Below are 15,380 nucleotides of genomic sequence, written 5' to 3' on the forward strand. Positions count from 1 at the left end.
CAAACCCATTTATTCTTACGGTGCTAATGGTTGATCTTTGGTATCTTTTGTAATTTTTAATATTCCGGTTGCACCTTTTGTTGCATCTTTGAAGGAGTGAGTAACAATCGGATAAGCTCCTTCTTCAGGTACTCTTAATTCAACGACATAACTTCCTCCAGGTGGAATGGTAACGGTTTGTACACCTTTATCTACATTCTCTGGATAACCGTTTAAATAGACTTTTTCAAAAATAGTTCCTACAATATGAAAGGCACTAAAATTGTTTGGCCCTGCGTTCACAACATAAAAACGGATTAATTCTCCCGGTTTAGCCTCTAGAGGCTGATCTTTATATTTAAAGGCTTTTCCATTAAATGCAACCACTTGTGGTTCGCCATTCATCATATCTTCTAGATCGTTCGCATCTTTATAGAATTCACTTTGAACCAAAACGAATTCCCTTGCTTTTTCAAAGGTTTGTTCAGAATCAGCCGGATCGACGATAATGGCTCCGTACATCCCATTTGCGATATGAGCAAGCACAGGGGGTGTTCCACAATGATACATAAAGGCACCAGGAACTTTAGCCTCCCATTCATACGTAAAAGATTCACCAGGCGCAACATCCACATAGTTTTTGTCTGGAGCGATCTCTGATGCATGGAAATCCATTGAATGCGGCATATTTGGATCTTTATTCACTAAGGTAAAACGAACCTTATCGCCCTGTTTTACACGCAATACAGGTCCTGGAACGGTACCATCAAATGTCCAACCTTGATAATATTTATCTTTTGCAATTTCAATCTTATTTTGTGTTATATAGAAAGTAATATCGACCGCGTTTCCATTTCGCTTAATTTCGGCAGGATATTTCGGTTGACCAATAAATTGCTCTGATTTTTGGTCTTGATTTTGCCCTTGGCTTTGGTTCTGTGCATGATTTATAGAAAGTTGTCCAGTGCTACATCCAGCTAAGCCAATGACTACAGCGATTGCTCCTATAAAAAAGGCCATCTTCATATTAGCTCTCATTTTGTGTCCCCCTTCACCTTTTACACTATGGTAATAGTAACAAATCCTCACAAAAAAATATATGATAAAAATCACATTTTCGTAAATACAAGAATACATTTCGGACTCAACAAAAAAGGCACCATTGCCACAATTATGACATAGGTACCTATATTTTGGTTATCTAGATAGTTGCAAAAAACTTCTTTTTCATCACTTCAATTTCTGTTTCATGCTTAAATTGGCGATTTGCGAGAAGTTCTAAACTGGCCTCGATACTATCTAAACGTTCATTAATACTCTTGATGTCTCTCTTGATTTCTGAAATCTCACCTTTAACCCCAGAAATTTCTGCTCTCATTTCTTGTTGAAATTCGCCTAACTGTTTTTGAATGGCATATATCCCTTCAAAAAGCTTGTCCATATCCAATTTCAACACCGCCTCTTAATCATAAATATATTTAATCTATTATATCATAAATCTGAATCATAAAGTGATCATTTCACTCATCCAAATCAAGTAAACCCTTTTTAATCGCAAATTTCACTAATTGTGGGCGAGTGGTGAGCTGTAGTTTTTCCATAATATTTGCTTTATGGTTCTCCACCGTCTTCACACTAATAACAAGCTTATCAGCAATTTCTTTATTAGAATAGCCTAAGGCAACAAAGGACAAGACTTCTTTCTCACGAGAAGATAGTAAATCTAATGAATCTTGTTCTTCCTTTTCTGCAAAATTTAGATAGCCTTCAATTAACCGTTTTGTAGCAGTGGGATAGAGATAAGCTTCTCCCTTACGAACCGTTCGAATGGCGTGTAACAATTCTTGACTTGGTGCACTTTTTAGAATATAACCTGAAGCGCCAGCTTTTAATCCACGGAAAAGATACTCATCGTCATCATGCATTGTTAGAATTAAGACTGATAAATGAGGCATCGCTTTTTTTAATTCTGCAGTAGCGGAAAAGCCATCTTTTCCATGTGGCATACTGAGATCCATTAACACGACATCTGGTTTTAGTTCCAATGCCTTGTTAATCCCCTCATTTCCATCAGCTGCTTCCCCTACAACCTCCATATCGGTTTGGGCATTCATTAACATCATTAATCCAGATCGAACCACTGCATGATCATCCACTAATAAGATTTTGATCTTATCCAATCTTCTCCTCCCCCTTTTGTAAAGGAATATGGACCTCAATTTCTGTCCCTTTCCCTAGTTGAGAAGTAATATGGAAGGTCCCCCCCAACATGGAAGCTCGTTCTTCCATTCCGTATAAACCTACCCCTTTATCATGACGCCCGATATCCTCCATTGAAAATCCTTTTCCATAATCTTTAACCTTCAAAACCACTTCATTTTCTTTTTTGCACATCGTTAAATCAACTCGATCACTATCTGCATATTTGGCTACATTGGTTAATGCTTCTTGACTAATTCGATACAATGCAGTTTCAATGCTGGAAGCTAATCGTTCCTTGTCCCCTGAATATTCAAAATTAATTTGAATTCCGAATGTATCACCAAACGTCTTTATATATGATTTAAGTGCAGCAATTAACCCTAAGTCATCTAAGGCAGAAGGCCTTAATTCAACAGCCATATGTCTAATTTCTTCTAGAGTTCGCTTTGTCGTCACCCTTAATTGTTCCAAATGCTGTCTTGCTTCTTCACTTTTTAAAATCGGTTGCATATATTCTAATCCTAATAATACACTAAAAATCGACTGTCCAATCCCATCATGTAATTCTCGCGACAAGCGTTTTCTCTCCTCTTCTTGCGCACGAATCATGGAAGCAGCAAGCATATTATGGATCCGATTCTGTTCCTTTTTGCGATAATCGCTCAAATTTCGAATAGACAAGATGGTTAAAGGCTTTTGGTCTGCTCCCAAAAAGTTTGAAGTACTAATTGAAACAGGAATTTTAGAATCATTTTTATGATTTAATTGCAATTCATAGTAGGATAGCTTGTGGTGGTTTAAAAAACATTTATCATATTCACAAATTTTTAATTTACCATTCGTGTCTTGACAGATATTGCAGAAAATATCTGGTACGATTTCGCCTCCAAGCAACTCCTTAGCAGTATCATTCATTTCAACTATATTCTTCTGTTCATCTAAAACCATAATTCCATCTGAAACATGTTGAAACACATTAAGTAATCTTTCCCGTTCAGCTCTTATCGCTTTGTCTTTGCGATAAATGGTATAAAAAAGAATAGTAGATAAAAAAATGGTGCCCAAAAATAAGATGAGTTCGTTCATTAAATGACTACCTTTCTTTCATGTCCAACAATTTTTGTGATAAGTAAAAAAAAAAATTCGCAAATGAAATTGAAACAATATAATTATATTGATAAACTTAATTATGATTATAACAAAAATATAACATTTTAAGGAGAAAAAAAGGCTATGAAATTAATTGTACCAAAAGAGCATGGCGCATGGGCAATGTGGATTGCACCCTATATCATTGGCTTTCTTGTTACCGATTTTCACTGGTTCCATATCCTTCTCTTTATTAGTATCTTTTTTGCATATATATCAATTTCTCCTTTTTTGCAAGGGATTAAAAGGCCTTCGGATCGGAAAGAGTGGTGGAAGTTATCCTTTACCTATTTAGCCATTTCATTCCTTCTTAGCATCCCTTTTCTTATTTGGTTTCCTAAGTTACTTTCTATTATTTTAATGATCATTCCCTTCTTTTTGATCAATCTATATTTTGCTAAGCAGAAAAAAGAAAGGGCATTATTCAATGACTTCAGCGCAATGGTATCGCTTACGTCAACATTGCTTGCGTCTTACTATATCGGTAGTCATCAAATAGATGAGAGAGCCTACTATTTATGGTTGTTAAATTTACTCTTTTTCTTTGGAACCGCGCTATTTGTCAAAACTTTATATCGTGAGAAAGAAAACAAACGTTTTAAATGGGTCACAAATCTCTATATGATATTCCTCCCTTTATTGGGTTTCTTATTTTCTGAGTTCTATTTGATATTGGCTTACTTATTTTCTATGGTAAAGACACTATCAACACGTGCTGGAGCCCCTTTAACGCCTAAAAGGGTCGGTATCCTTGAAATTATCAATACGATTTGGTTTATCATTTTTGTCGTCTTAAGTGTAAAATGAAATAAAACCTGAAACGAGGAGTGACTTTTTTGACAACTACTAAAGAAGAAATTCGCAAACTTTTTTTAGAAAAACGAAGAAATCTAGATCCACATGAGGTTACCATACACTCTAGAAAAATACTTGAACATTTATTTGAATCTCCTATCTTTTATCAAGCCAAACATATTATGACATATATGAGTTATCAAAACGAAGTTCAAACAGATGACCTTGTTTCTAAAGCCATCAACTTGCAAAAGGTCGTATCGGTGCCAGTATGCAATCCAAAAGATACAACGCTTTTCCCCAGTCAAATAACAGGTTTAAGTATGATTGAAAAAGGATATTTTGGTCTACGTGAGCCAAAAAAAGAAATGATTCGTCCTGTTGATCCGAAGAAAATCGACCTAGTCATCGTGCCTGGTGTCGCTTTTGACCCTAAAGGAAACCGTATTGGTCACGGAAAAGGCTATTACGATCGTTTTCTAGAGACCTTAAACCCTTTAGTCCCTAAAATTGGCCTAGCCTTTCAATCGCAAATCGTTAGAGAACATTGGCATGTAAGCCAGTGGGATATTCCAATGGATGGAATCATGACGGAAGAAGGATGGGTTTACAAAAACTTTTAAAGGAGTTTTTCTGATGGAACACCCACATGCAGCAAAAAAAATCATCAACTTAATTCCCTTATTCGCAGATTTGTCAGAGCAAAATAAAGAATTATTAAAAAATGCCCTTGTTGAGCGAACTGTAAGAAAAGGAACGGTTTTATTCGTGGAACACGATCCAGTAGATGCCATTTATTTCCTTCGCAAAGGAAAGGTTCGCTTAACCAAGTCAACACCTAATGGAAAAGAACTCATCTTACATATACGAAAACCTGGTGATCTCTTTGCAGAGGTTGCCTTATTTAGAAAAACGATCTATCCTGCCACCGCTGAAATGATTGAAGACGGTGAGGTTGTCATCATTAGAAATCAAGATCTTGAACAGATTATTATGCGTTATCCTGAGATTGGGATTTCTATTATTCAGATCATGGGAGAACGTCTCCATCAAGCTCAATCCAAATTACGTGATGTTACATTATATGGAAAGTTAGGGGCTTTATCTGCTTCATTAGTTCGTCTTGCAGAAGAATATGGTGTGAAGACCGAAGAAGGGATTGCTATTCAATTAACTCTTACCCACCAAGAATTAGCTAATTTTATTGGAGCGGCAAGGGAGAATGTAAATCGGATGATGTCAACTTTAGAGAAAAATGGGATCCTAACCATGAAACGAGGGGAAATTGTAATTAAAGATCTGGAAGAGTTAAAGAATTATATTAATTGAAAAAATGTATTTTGTACATAGCTCCGTTGTTCGCCTCTTTCTTTGGTGTACAAAATACATTTTCTACGGAAAAGGATGATTATCCAACAATTCCTTTTTCTTTAAGTGCCTCTAGGGCTTCTTGTTCTTTTTCTTCTTTGATTTGATACTCTAATTTACCGTTGGTTATTTTTGCACAACGTCCTCCAAAAGGTTTTAACATTTCTTTAATCTCTTTTAAATCTGCTGTTGTTTTTAAATCATAAAATACTTTCATCTTTCTCTTCCTTCCTCTCATCATTTTACTAGTTTAAAACATTCCTAATTTTTTCTTTGCTTCATCAGTCATTTTATCAGGTGACCAAGCTGGTTGCCAGAGTGAACTACATCGCCATTGAAATGGCGAGCTTCCAGTTCTACGCTATGAACTGTTGTCCATTGAACGTATACACTGTTGGCGTGTCCAACACCACTACTGATTGAACATTTAGTTCTTTCAGATACTTTTTACTGATATTGATTGCTCCATTTACATCAGCATTGATTACAGTTTGACAATCACTGCACTCATATAGTCCTCTGTATTTCCGATTGGACTTTTTCGCATGATCTTTAGATGGTATTGGTTTACATACAGAACAAGTTTGTGATGTATATTCTTCTGTTATCTTTTCTACAGAAATTCCCCGTTCTTCTGCCTTATACGTAAGCATATGGATAAGTTTATGATATGGAAGATTATGAAACTTTTGATTCGTTTTCTTACCCATATCTGCCTGTTCTCGTATCCCTGTGATGTCACCTATCACAATTGTTTCAACCCCTTGTGTCACGGCTATTTCTATGACCCTCTTTGTCATGCAGTGTAGAATATGAAAAATTTGGTTTTTCTTTTTCTTGTATAGTTGCAGAACTCTTTTTGATTTTTTTGGATATTTCACGCCTTTGGCTGATTGTTGAGCGTCAGAAATAGCTTGATAATGCGCTATTTTCTTGTGAAAGTATCGTTCAACCGACAGCCATTGTCGTCCTGATATGATATGTGAATGTCCTAGATAGTCATAACAGGTTAAAGCATTAGCAATACCTATATCAATCGCCATGAATTTTGTGCCATTCTTTTTGGTTGGTATATCTTGATATTCTTGTGACAGTATGATTTTATATTCTCCGTCAACTAATGGCTTCACTTCAACCGTTTTTACTATCCCTATTTTAATGTGTTCAGGTATTGGGATATAAACAAACTTCGTTTGAATCCCATATTTTTCACGAAGATGAGCTTTTTGTTTTGCTGGAATAGATAGCCTTATTCTATTTCCTTCGATTCGAAATCCGTTATTCAAAAATTTCACATTCAAATTGCTTTCTTTGAATCGTGGAGGTTTTGGATTTTCGATTCCGCCTGCCTTTTTCAATTCAAAGAACGATTCCCATGCTTCCTGAAGAACTTTTAAAACTTCCTGCGCTGATTGGGAAGGCAGATTCTTATACCAAAAATGTTCTTTCAGCTTCTTTTTCTGTTCGTACCAATTTGGAAATGCTACACCACTATCCTTTGTCCAGTTTCTTTTTTCGTAGTTTCCTACATTCCACAATTTTCTTGCTGCATATCCTAACTGAGATAAAATGATATTGGTTTCTTTATTTGGTTTGAAAACAAAATAAGAAGCACGAATCATCCTTATTCACCACCTTTTGATTGATTTGCAATATATTTTTTGATTACATCCTCGCTCATAGAGCCTACTGTTTCAAGATAAAAGCTACTGTTCCATAAATGTCCTTTCCATAGTTTTTGTTTGATTTCAGGAAACTGTAAAAATAATTTCCTTCCTGATATGCCTTTTAACATTTTTACAATGTACGAAGGAGCTACTTTTGGATGAGCGGACGCAAATACATGAACGTGATCTTGTTCTCCTACCTCCATCATCACAATTTCAAATCCTTTTTCGTTTGCAATTTCTTGAAAAAGTTCTTTTAGATAACTTTCAATTTGACTTGTTAAAACCTTTCTTCGATATTTAACAGACCATACAATGTGATAGTTGACGTTATATACACAAGTTCTAGCATGTTTGAGATTTGATTTATTTTCCATACATATAGTGTATAGAAAATGTCATTTAATATCAATGATTATGGAGAATTTTCACAATACACATAGTACGTAGACAATACAAAGAAGGCGGTCAATCATCTCTTCATTGAAATGAAGAGGATTCTGACCGCTTTATCCTAAATTTACATCGACGTTATTTACCCCTTCAATAGAACGAATGGCTGATTCTGCTCCAGCAGTAATACTGCCATATTTAATCTCTCCTTTACATAATTCCTATTTCTTCATCAGCTAAGTAGCATTAAGGGTCCGATTCCCATAAGTCACCGTACACTGCCTCTGCCCGTCTTCTAATGTTACCATTAGTTTACTTTGGAATTTTTACCGTGTCTGTGATTTTTATCATAGTGATAGTGCAAAGTTTATTTTATAATTTTTCTAGAGATGAAAAAGAGGTGGTCGTAATGTACATACCCGATTATAATCAGGCTCCTTTTATCACGATCTGGGAAGTTACAAGAGCCTGTGCGTTAAAATGTTTGCATTGTCGAGCAGAAGCACAATATCACCGTGACCCTCGGGAGTTAACAACAGAAGAAGGGAAACGATTAATTGATCAAATTGCTGAAATGGAAAGCCCTTTACTCGTTTTCACAGGTGGCGACCCTTTAATGAGAGAAGATATTTTTGAATTTATGGAATATGCGATTCACAAAGGACTACGTGTATCGATGACACCGAGCGCAACCCCTAAAGTAACCAAGGAAGCGATGCGCAGATCAAAAGAAGTAGGCCTTGCAAGATGGGCTTTTAGCCTTGATGGTTCAACTGCTGAAATTCACGACTATTTCCGTGGTACAAAGGGTTCCTATGAATTAACGATGAAGAGTATTCAGTATCTAATGGAACTAGAAATGCCAATCCAAATCAATACCACAGTGAGCCGTTTTAATATCCATGACTTAGAAAACATCGCGCGAAAAATTGAGCAATTTGGTACAGAGTTATGGAGTGTTTTCTTTTTGGTCCCAACTGGCCGAGGACAAATCAAAGATATGGTTTCTCCAGTTCAACATGAAGAAGTATTTCGATGGTTACATCAGTTAAAATCAAAAGTTTCCTTTGATATTAAGACGACAGCAGCTCCACATTATCGCCGATATGTCATGCAACAACAAGCAGAAGAAATTAATTCCCCGATTAAAAAAGTAAGGGACAATATTGGTAGAGCTGCCGGGATCAACGATGGTAAAGGTTTTGTCTTTATTTCCCATATCGGTGATGTTTACCCAAGCGGTTTTTTGCCCGTACTTGCTGGTAATGTAAGAAATATTCCTTTAGCCGATATTTATCGTCATTCTCCGATCTTTACTAGTTTACGTGATCCAAACCAATACAAAGGAAAATGTGGAGTTTGTGAATATCGAGAGGTTTGTGGTGGCTCAAGAGCACGAGCATATGCGGTCACAGGGGATTATTTGGAAAGCGATCCATTCTGTATATACCAACCCAATATACAAAAATAGCAATAAATTTTTTGTAACATATGCCTATTCATTTACATAGACATATATCAGGGTAGTTAGTGAACTATAGGATTCTTTTTTAATTAGAAAACGCACAAAAATGACGACTTTTTCAAAGCGTACTTCGATTACTTTTGTGGAGTTTGAAAAAGCCTGCAAATGCATGCAGGCTTTTTTAGAGGAGGGTTTTGTCAAAAAGAAGCTATCTGAGAATCAACTCAAGAGAGCCACATAACAGTTGAGTTTTGTTATGTATAAGGGGGAAAATCCCCCTCTACTTTAGAAGTAGAAACCACCAACAAACCAGAAGAAGATAATTACTAGAAGGATGAACAATAATAAGGTTCTGAATCCATACCATCCGTATCCGTCAGCCATTTAATTACACCCACCTTATTTATATTAGAGTTTCTGTTGTGGTGTAGAAAAAGGGGGAAAGTTCCCCCCCTTCCCTATTACCACCAAGTACCGCCTACAAACCAGAAGAAAATAATCACAAGAAGGATGAACAATAACAATGTTCTATATCCTCCGTATCCATATCCATATCCCCAACCACTGGCCATTAACTATCCCTCCTTTTCATTTTTCTACCATACATTATGAAAAAGGTATCTAACTTGTATAGTTATTTGTACTCTTTACAATAAAAATAGGGGTTTACCTAGTAATAGCCATATCCTCCATATCCATAACCGCCCCAACCACCGAAAAAGCCCAAGAAGAGCCAGATAAAGAGAAAAATGATGATAATCCACCAAATCCAGGACCATCCTCCAGCAAAAAAGTTCGTATTAGCTGCCATGCTTTCACCCCCTTTCACTAAAAACATCCATATCCGTAATAGCCATACCCTCCATAACCAAACCCTGTAAACTTCCAGAATATCCATAAAAATAGGAAGATTATAATGATCAACCAAATCCAAGACCATCCATAGCCTGCTTGATTTATTTTTGCAGTCAACATCTTCCCCTCCTCTCAAAATTACCTGGATAGAGAAAAAACAATTATCCTTTTCTTTACTTTTAAAAAAGGGGGAAGGATCATCCTTCCCCTTCTCTAGTTACTACCACCAAATACCGCCTACAAACCAGAAGAAAATAATCACAAGAAGGATGAACAATAACAATGTTCTATATCCTCCCCATCTGTATCCATCTGCCATAAAAAATCCCCTCCTTTTAACTTTTCATTGCTTTCTGTCGAGAACTTTTATTTGTCCTCTGTACTATAACCTATGAAAAAACCATGATTCTTGTATAGTTTAATAGCCTATCTTTTTTAAAAATGTGTAAATACCCTATAGAATCCAGATTCCTTTAAAGAAAATCCAGATAAAAATAAAAATGATAATAATCCACCCAATCCAACTAAATCCTATTAAATTAAGATGCGCCATAAAAATTTCCTCCTTTCTTTAGAAAATGTTGAATTGTTAATATCTTTTTATGGCGCTGCGCTAGTTTTTTAGAACAAACCCAACAATAACCAAATAAAAATGAAGATAATGATAATCCAGATGATCCAACCAAAACCTCCAAAAAAGTTTACTCTAGGCATAAGCATATATCCTCCTCTCTATTCTAGGATTATTCATAGTTTATGTTGATTAATTGTTCTACGCTTGTTTATTCAACCATTTACATAAAAAATCCGCACAAGATTGCCCACAAAAGTGACAACCTCCTTCGAAGCGTATTCCGATTACTTTTTTGGCGTCCCATAATAATAAAAAAAGGTTTGTATATTCCATCGCGCTCCGTCATCCGTGCCCTTCTATGAATAAAGATTACGGAGAGAAGGGCACTTCTGAAGGCACACAAAGTGTACAAGTCGTGCTACACAGCTAAAGCTGCTAGTCACGCTATGTCGCAGCTTATGGAATATACAAACCCTTAAATGACATATGGATAACCTATAATAAGAAACTCATAAATAACGTTGCTATTCCAAAATAAATCATCATCCCCACAATATCGTTAATCGTTGTAATAAATGGTCCTGAAGCAACAGCTGGATCAATCTTTAAACGTTGAATTAAAATGGGAATCGTTGCTCCAGATAAAGTTGATACAACCAAAGTGCAGAATAGGGATAAACCAACGACAAGGCCTAACATCGGATTACCCTGCCAAAAATAGGTGATTAAGGTAATCATCAATCCAGCAACTGTACCAGTAATTAATCCAGTCCCTAGCTCTCTTCTTAACATGTGTAATAGATCCTTTTTCTCCCATTCTCCAATAGATAATCCTCTTACCACGACAGCCAAGGCTTGAGTCCCAGCATTCCCTCCTGTACCACCTATTAACGGAATAAAGACTGCTAGAATCGTTACTTGCTGTAATGTTGCCTGAAAGTGACCAATAATCGTTGCGGTTCCCATTCCAATAAAAAGAAGCATAATTAGCCAAGGTAACCGACGTTTGGCTGACTCGAAAGAATTCGTATCAAAAAGATCATGACCATTTATCGCCGAAAACTTCGAGATGTCTTCTGTCGCCTCTTCACTCATGACATCCATTACATCGTCAACCGTAACAATCCCTACTAAACGTTCTTGTTCGTCGATGACAGGCAATGCCAAAAAATCATACTTCTGAACAATATCGGCAACTTTTTCCTGATCTAGTCCGACATAAACAGACACAACATGTTCAGACATGATATCTTTAATGAGTGCACTTGAATCTGCGATGATTAAGTCTCTTAATGAACATACCCCAACTAATCGATGCTCCTCATCAACCACATATAAATAATAGACTGTTTCTGCATCTGGGGCTTCTTTTTTCAGTTGCATAATCACCTGTTGAACAGTATAAAATGCTGGAATGGCCACATATTCAGTTGTCATCAAGCCACCAGCTGTATCCTCTGGATAGTTGAGTAAGCTTTTAATCTCCTTTGCTTCTTCAACATTTAATAATTTAAGGTATTGGTCTTGGTTTTCAACTTCCAATTCACCTAAAAAGTCTGCAGCATCATCCACATACATCTGTGCAAGCATCGCAGAAGCATAGGTCGGTTCAAGACGTCCAAAGATGATCTTCTGTTCCTTAATCGGCAAATGCTGAAAGATATCTGCCATCTCTTCTGGAGATAAAAATTGAAAAAGTCTATTTTGATCTTCTTCATTTAATCCTTGAAAAAACTCGGTTTGCTCATAAACGTGCAGATCAAAAAAATCTTTTCGAAATAGCTCTATTTGACCTAATTCAATGAAGCGGACTAATTCTCGGAAAAATTCTTCTTTGTTTGTTTCATCTAAAATAACCATAAAGCTCCCTCCATTCTGTAGAGGGAGCTTATTTATCCAGTTCATCAAGTTGAAATAAAGCTACCCTCTACATCCATATTTAATTTTATACACCTAGGACTCGGGTCACTTTTCAACTTCGTCACCTCAATAAACCCTTCAAAAAAGAAGAGAGTTTATTTTTTTTCAACACTCCTATCATAACGAACAAGCATTTATCTGTAAAGGTAAGATCGATAAGTCATGGGGATATGAATAGTTTATGGACCATTTATTTAAGAAAGGTTGGGAAGTTAGAGAATACGAAGATCAATTGGTAGTTGAGTAAAAAAAACGGCAGCTGTTTTTATAGCTACCGTTTTTCACTATAATATTTCTTATCAGACTATCATTAATGGACCACAATCGTTTTCCACTTAAACAATCCTTCTAAATCCAATTCATATTTTTTGTCCTTTTTGAGGATAAAAGGATCCCAGTAGATCTGAATACCTTCCTCCTCAAGGACTCGATAATATCCTTCTTCCTTAGGTTTGCCTAGTTGTGCCCCAACGAAGAGAAAGTTGGTACAGCAACCTGTTTGAGGTGCTTCTGCGATGGTAAGAATTCCCCCATTATTCTTAATATACTCTTTTAACCTTTCAGTCAACTCGATTTGAATGTCAAAGACTGGAATAATAGGTTTCATCCGTTTCTCACCTCTCTAAAAGATTTTACTGTTCTCTAATTTTCTAATGAAACTGAATATTGTTTTCTTGTTTTGATAGCCTTAAGCGCAAAGATGATGACGATTGCTGCTGTAATGATTAACCCTACTGGGTATGAAATCGTTGTTGGCAATCCAAATCCTTCTGGCGCTTGTAAGATATAAGTGAAAGATACTGCTGTCATAAAAGTCGCTGGAATCGTTGCAATCCAGTAATTCTTTCCTTCTTGTACTAAGAACATAGCTGCCGCCCATAAAAGGATCATCGCTGTTGTTTGGTTCGCCCAGGAAAAATATCTCCATAAGAAGTTAAAGTCGATTAATGTTAAACTATAACCCACTGCAAATAATGGGAGTGTAATCATTAAGCGTTTACTAATTTTACGTTGACTTAGTTTTAAGAAATCCGCAATGAGAAGACGTGCACCACGGAACGCAGTATCTCCTGAGGTAATTGGTAATACAATGACACCGATAATTGCAAAAGTTCCACCAACTGCCCCTAACATAGAAATAGAGACTTGGCGCACAACTCCTGCTGGTCCACCATATTGTACTAATGCATCTTGTAGTCCATCAACTCCATTGAAAACAGCCATTCCTGCTGCTGCCCAAACCATAGCGATCATGGATTCAGCAATCATCATGCCATAAAATACTTTACGTCCATATTTTTCATTTTGAATGGTACGTGCAATAAGTGGAGATTGAGTAGCATGGAAACCACTAATCGCACCACAAGCAATCGTAATGAAGAGTAATGGCCAAACTGGTAATCCTTTTGGATGTAAGTTGCTTAATGTTAATTCAGGGATATGATAACCTTTAACAAGCAATCCTCCCCCGACACCGATCGCCATAATAATCAATAAAGCACCAAATAATGGATAAATCTTCCCGATAATTTTATCAATCGGTAATAAAGTAGCCAAAATATAGTAAGCGAAAATCAAGGCACTTACAATTCCTAAAGTCATCCAATCAGGTGTTAGTGTGACAATTAAAGAAGCAGGTCCTGTTACGAAAACGACTCCAACTAAGATCAGTAATACTAAAGAGAACACGTTAACAAATTGACGCATACCATTACCAAGATATTTACCAACTAAGTCAGGTAATTGTGCACCATTGTTTCTTACGGATAGCATACCAGAGAAGTAGTCATGAACTGCACCGGCAAAAATCCCACCTAATACAATCCACAAAAAGGCGACTGGACCCCACAATGCCCCTAAAATAGGCCCAAAAATGGGTCCTAATCCTGCAATATTTAATAACTGAATCAAGCTTCCCTTTTTCCAATCAATAGGTACAAAGTCCACACCATCATTACTTACATAGGCAGGTGTTTGCCTATTTTCATTCACACCAAATACTTTCTCAACATATCGCCCATAAAAAATATAACCTAAAATAAGAGCTACAAATGATAATAAGAAAGTAATCATGATACATTTCCCCTCTTTCTCTTATGTTGATTAATTTGCAATCGTTTTCAAATTCAATTTTAATAAAAGAAGGAAAAATTGTGTCTAAATTTTGTCTAAAATGTTCAAATCTTGGTATGAATGGCGATTATTTTGTCCTGTTTGGTATTCGTATTAAAGCTCTAGTGCATCTCTTAGTGGTTTGACAAATTGTCTACTTACAGGAACCTTAGATTGTTGTTGATCTTTCATCGTCAAAGTATATGCACCATTAAACCAAGGAGTCATTTCTTGAATATGGTTTAAATTTACTAAATAGCTGCGATGTACACGAAAAAAGGAAAAGTTCTTCAATTTTTCTTCTAAAACCTGTAACGTGTATTTGGTGGTATAGGTTTCCGCAAATGTTTTGATTAGGACACCCCGACCCTCTCGAAAGGCATATACAATATCATTTGGATCGATTAAAAGCACGCGTTCTTCAAGTTGAACAGCTAATTTTGAAGTATGTTTAGACTGCTGATTGGAACCTTCTCTTAATTGCTCGAGCCATTTAAAAAAAACTTCTTGATTTGGATGATTTAATTTTTCTTTAATCTTTTCAATGGTTTTCATCACACGATCTTCGTCAAAAGGTTTGAGCAAATAGTCGATCGCATTCACTTCAAAAGCATGAATCGCATGTTGATCATAAGCCGTTGCAAAGATAATGAAAGGTTTCTTTTTTAAGTCTAGCAAAGTTCTAGCTACTGTTAATCCATCAACTTTAGGCATCTGAATATCTAAAAATACGATATCTGGATTTAAATTGAAAATTTTCGTTAAGGCCTCTTCTCCATTCTCCGCTTCCCCAACGACCTCTATCTCATCCTCTTGACTCAATAAATATCGTAGCTCATCCCTAGCTAAAGACTCATCATCCACAATCAATACTTTTATGGTCATCGCCTATTCACTCCCA

General features: G+C 36.3%; 18 protein-coding genes. 4 read left to right on the forward strand and 14 right to left on the reverse strand.

The genetic code is table 11. From position 1 onward, the window contains the following. Positions 1-15: 15 nt before the first annotated feature. From TEPIDINF_RS06400 to TEPIDINF_RS06415, 4 genes are all read right to left on the reverse strand, one after another. Positions 16-1,017, reverse strand: coding sequence for a multicopper oxidase domain-containing protein (locus TEPIDINF_RS06400; protein WP_069798444.1), 1,002 nt, complete (start codon positions 1,015-1,017; stop codon positions 16-18). A 163-nt stretch (positions 1,018-1,180) separates the two neighbouring features. Beyond that, positions 1,181-1,432: a hypothetical protein gene (locus TEPIDINF_RS06405; RefSeq protein ID WP_068724911.1), complete on the reverse strand. Its 252-nt coding sequence runs from the start codon at positions 1,430-1,432 to the stop codon at positions 1,181-1,183. Between the two features lie 67 nt (positions 1,433-1,499). Continuing rightward, positions 1,500-2,159 carry a response regulator gene (locus TEPIDINF_RS06410; protein ID WP_421691564.1) on the reverse strand — a complete coding sequence of 220 codons (660 nt, stop codon included), beginning with the start codon at positions 2,157-2,159 and terminating at the stop codon, positions 1,500-1,502. Then, positions 2,152-3,267, reverse strand: coding sequence for a histidine kinase (locus tag TEPIDINF_RS06415; protein WP_421691565.1), 1,116 nt, complete (start codon positions 3,265-3,267; stop codon positions 2,152-2,154). Before TEPIDINF_RS06415 ends, TEPIDINF_RS06410 begins: the two co-directional genes overlap by 8 nt. A 147-nt stretch (positions 3,268-3,414) precedes the next feature. Between TEPIDINF_RS06415 and TEPIDINF_RS06420 the strand changes: the two genes are divergently transcribed. From TEPIDINF_RS06420 to TEPIDINF_RS06430, 3 genes are read left to right on the forward strand one after another with little or no spacing between them, the layout of a single operon-like run. Next, a complete protein-coding gene (locus tag TEPIDINF_RS06420) occupies positions 3,415-4,137 on the forward strand; it encodes a YwiC-like family protein (RefSeq protein ID WP_421691566.1) in 723 nt (240 codons plus the stop codon). A gap of 29 nt (positions 4,138-4,166) precedes the next feature. Next, positions 4,167-4,748, forward strand: a complete 582-nt coding sequence (locus TEPIDINF_RS06425) for a 5-formyltetrahydrofolate cyclo-ligase (protein ID WP_421691567.1) — start codon at positions 4,167-4,169, stop codon at positions 4,746-4,748. Positions 4,749-4,761: 13 nt separating this feature from the next. Continuing rightward, positions 4,762-5,454, forward strand: a complete 693-nt coding sequence (locus tag TEPIDINF_RS06430) for a Crp/Fnr family transcriptional regulator (RefSeq protein WP_421691568.1) — start codon at positions 4,762-4,764, stop codon at positions 5,452-5,454. Positions 5,455-5,533: 79 nt separating this feature from the next. On the opposite strand, the gene TEPIDINF_RS06435 is transcribed toward TEPIDINF_RS06430, so the two are convergent. The 3 genes from TEPIDINF_RS06435 to tnpA form a co-directional block, all read right to left on the reverse strand. Then, the gene (locus tag TEPIDINF_RS06435; RefSeq protein ID WP_201024161.1) at positions 5,534-5,710 is read right to left on the reverse strand and encodes a hypothetical protein; all 177 of its coding nucleotides are present in this window, start codon (positions 5,708-5,710) and stop codon (positions 5,534-5,536) included. 139 nt (positions 5,711-5,849) lie between these two features. Then, the gene (locus TEPIDINF_RS06440) at positions 5,850-7,115 is read right to left on the reverse strand and encodes an RNA-guided endonuclease InsQ/TnpB family protein (RefSeq protein ID WP_421691569.1); all 1,266 of its coding nucleotides are present in this window, start codon (positions 7,113-7,115) and stop codon (positions 5,850-5,852) included. A gap of 2 nt (positions 7,116-7,117) precedes the next feature. Further along, entirely contained in the window at positions 7,118-7,537 is a 420-nt protein-coding gene (gene tnpA / locus TEPIDINF_RS06445) for an IS200/IS605 family transposase (RefSeq protein WP_421691570.1), read from the reverse strand. 425 nt (positions 7,538-7,962) lie between these two features. Here tnpA and TEPIDINF_RS06450 point away from each other — a divergent pair, with 425 nt between their 5' ends. Then, positions 7,963-9,024, forward strand: a complete 1,062-nt coding sequence (locus TEPIDINF_RS06450; protein ID WP_421691571.1) for a TIGR04053 family radical SAM/SPASM domain-containing protein — start codon at positions 7,963-7,965, stop codon at positions 9,022-9,024. 455 nt (positions 9,025-9,479) lie between these two features. Here the strand turns inward: TEPIDINF_RS06450 and TEPIDINF_RS06455 are convergent, their stop codons facing one another. The 7 genes from TEPIDINF_RS06455 to TEPIDINF_RS06485 form a co-directional block, all read right to left on the reverse strand. Beyond that, positions 9,480-9,590, reverse strand: coding sequence for a sporulation protein YjcZ (locus tag TEPIDINF_RS06455; protein WP_153012021.1), 111 nt, complete (start codon positions 9,588-9,590; stop codon positions 9,480-9,482). Positions 9,591-9,688: 98 nt separating this feature from the next. Further along, positions 9,689-9,829, reverse strand: a complete 141-nt coding sequence (locus TEPIDINF_RS06460; protein WP_161937302.1) for a hypothetical protein — start codon at positions 9,827-9,829, stop codon at positions 9,689-9,691. 17 nt (positions 9,830-9,846) lie between these two features. Continuing rightward, positions 9,847-9,993 carry a sporulation protein YjcZ gene (locus tag TEPIDINF_RS06465; protein ID WP_421691572.1) on the reverse strand — a complete coding sequence of 49 codons (147 nt, stop codon included), beginning with the start codon at positions 9,991-9,993 and terminating at the stop codon, positions 9,847-9,849. Positions 9,994-10,942: 949 nt separating this feature from the next. Continuing rightward, complete coding sequence (mgtE, locus tag TEPIDINF_RS06470) at positions 10,943-12,307, reverse strand: magnesium transporter (protein WP_069798432.1); 1,365 nt, start codon at positions 12,305-12,307, stop codon at positions 10,943-10,945. A 370-nt stretch (positions 12,308-12,677) separates the two neighbouring features. Continuing rightward, positions 12,678-12,974, reverse strand: a complete 297-nt coding sequence (locus TEPIDINF_RS06475; RefSeq protein ID WP_068724922.1) for a CC/Se motif family (seleno)protein — start codon at positions 12,972-12,974, stop codon at positions 12,678-12,680. Between the two features lie 35 nt (positions 12,975-13,009). After that, positions 13,010-14,440 (reverse strand): carbon starvation CstA family protein, encoded by a 1,431-nt coding sequence (locus TEPIDINF_RS06480; protein WP_068724924.1) that lies wholly within the window; start codon positions 14,438-14,440, stop codon positions 13,010-13,012. A 153-nt stretch (positions 14,441-14,593) separates the two neighbouring features. Further along, entirely contained in the window at positions 14,594-15,364 is a 771-nt protein-coding gene (locus TEPIDINF_RS06485; protein ID WP_068724926.1) for a LytR/AlgR family response regulator transcription factor, read from the reverse strand. Positions 15,365-15,380: the final 16 nt, after the last annotated feature.

It is taken from the genome of Tepidibacillus infernus, from assembly GCF_048898065.1.
Lineage (GTDB): Bacteria > Bacillota > Bacilli > Tepidibacillales > Tepidibacillaceae > Tepidibacillus_B > Tepidibacillus_B infernus.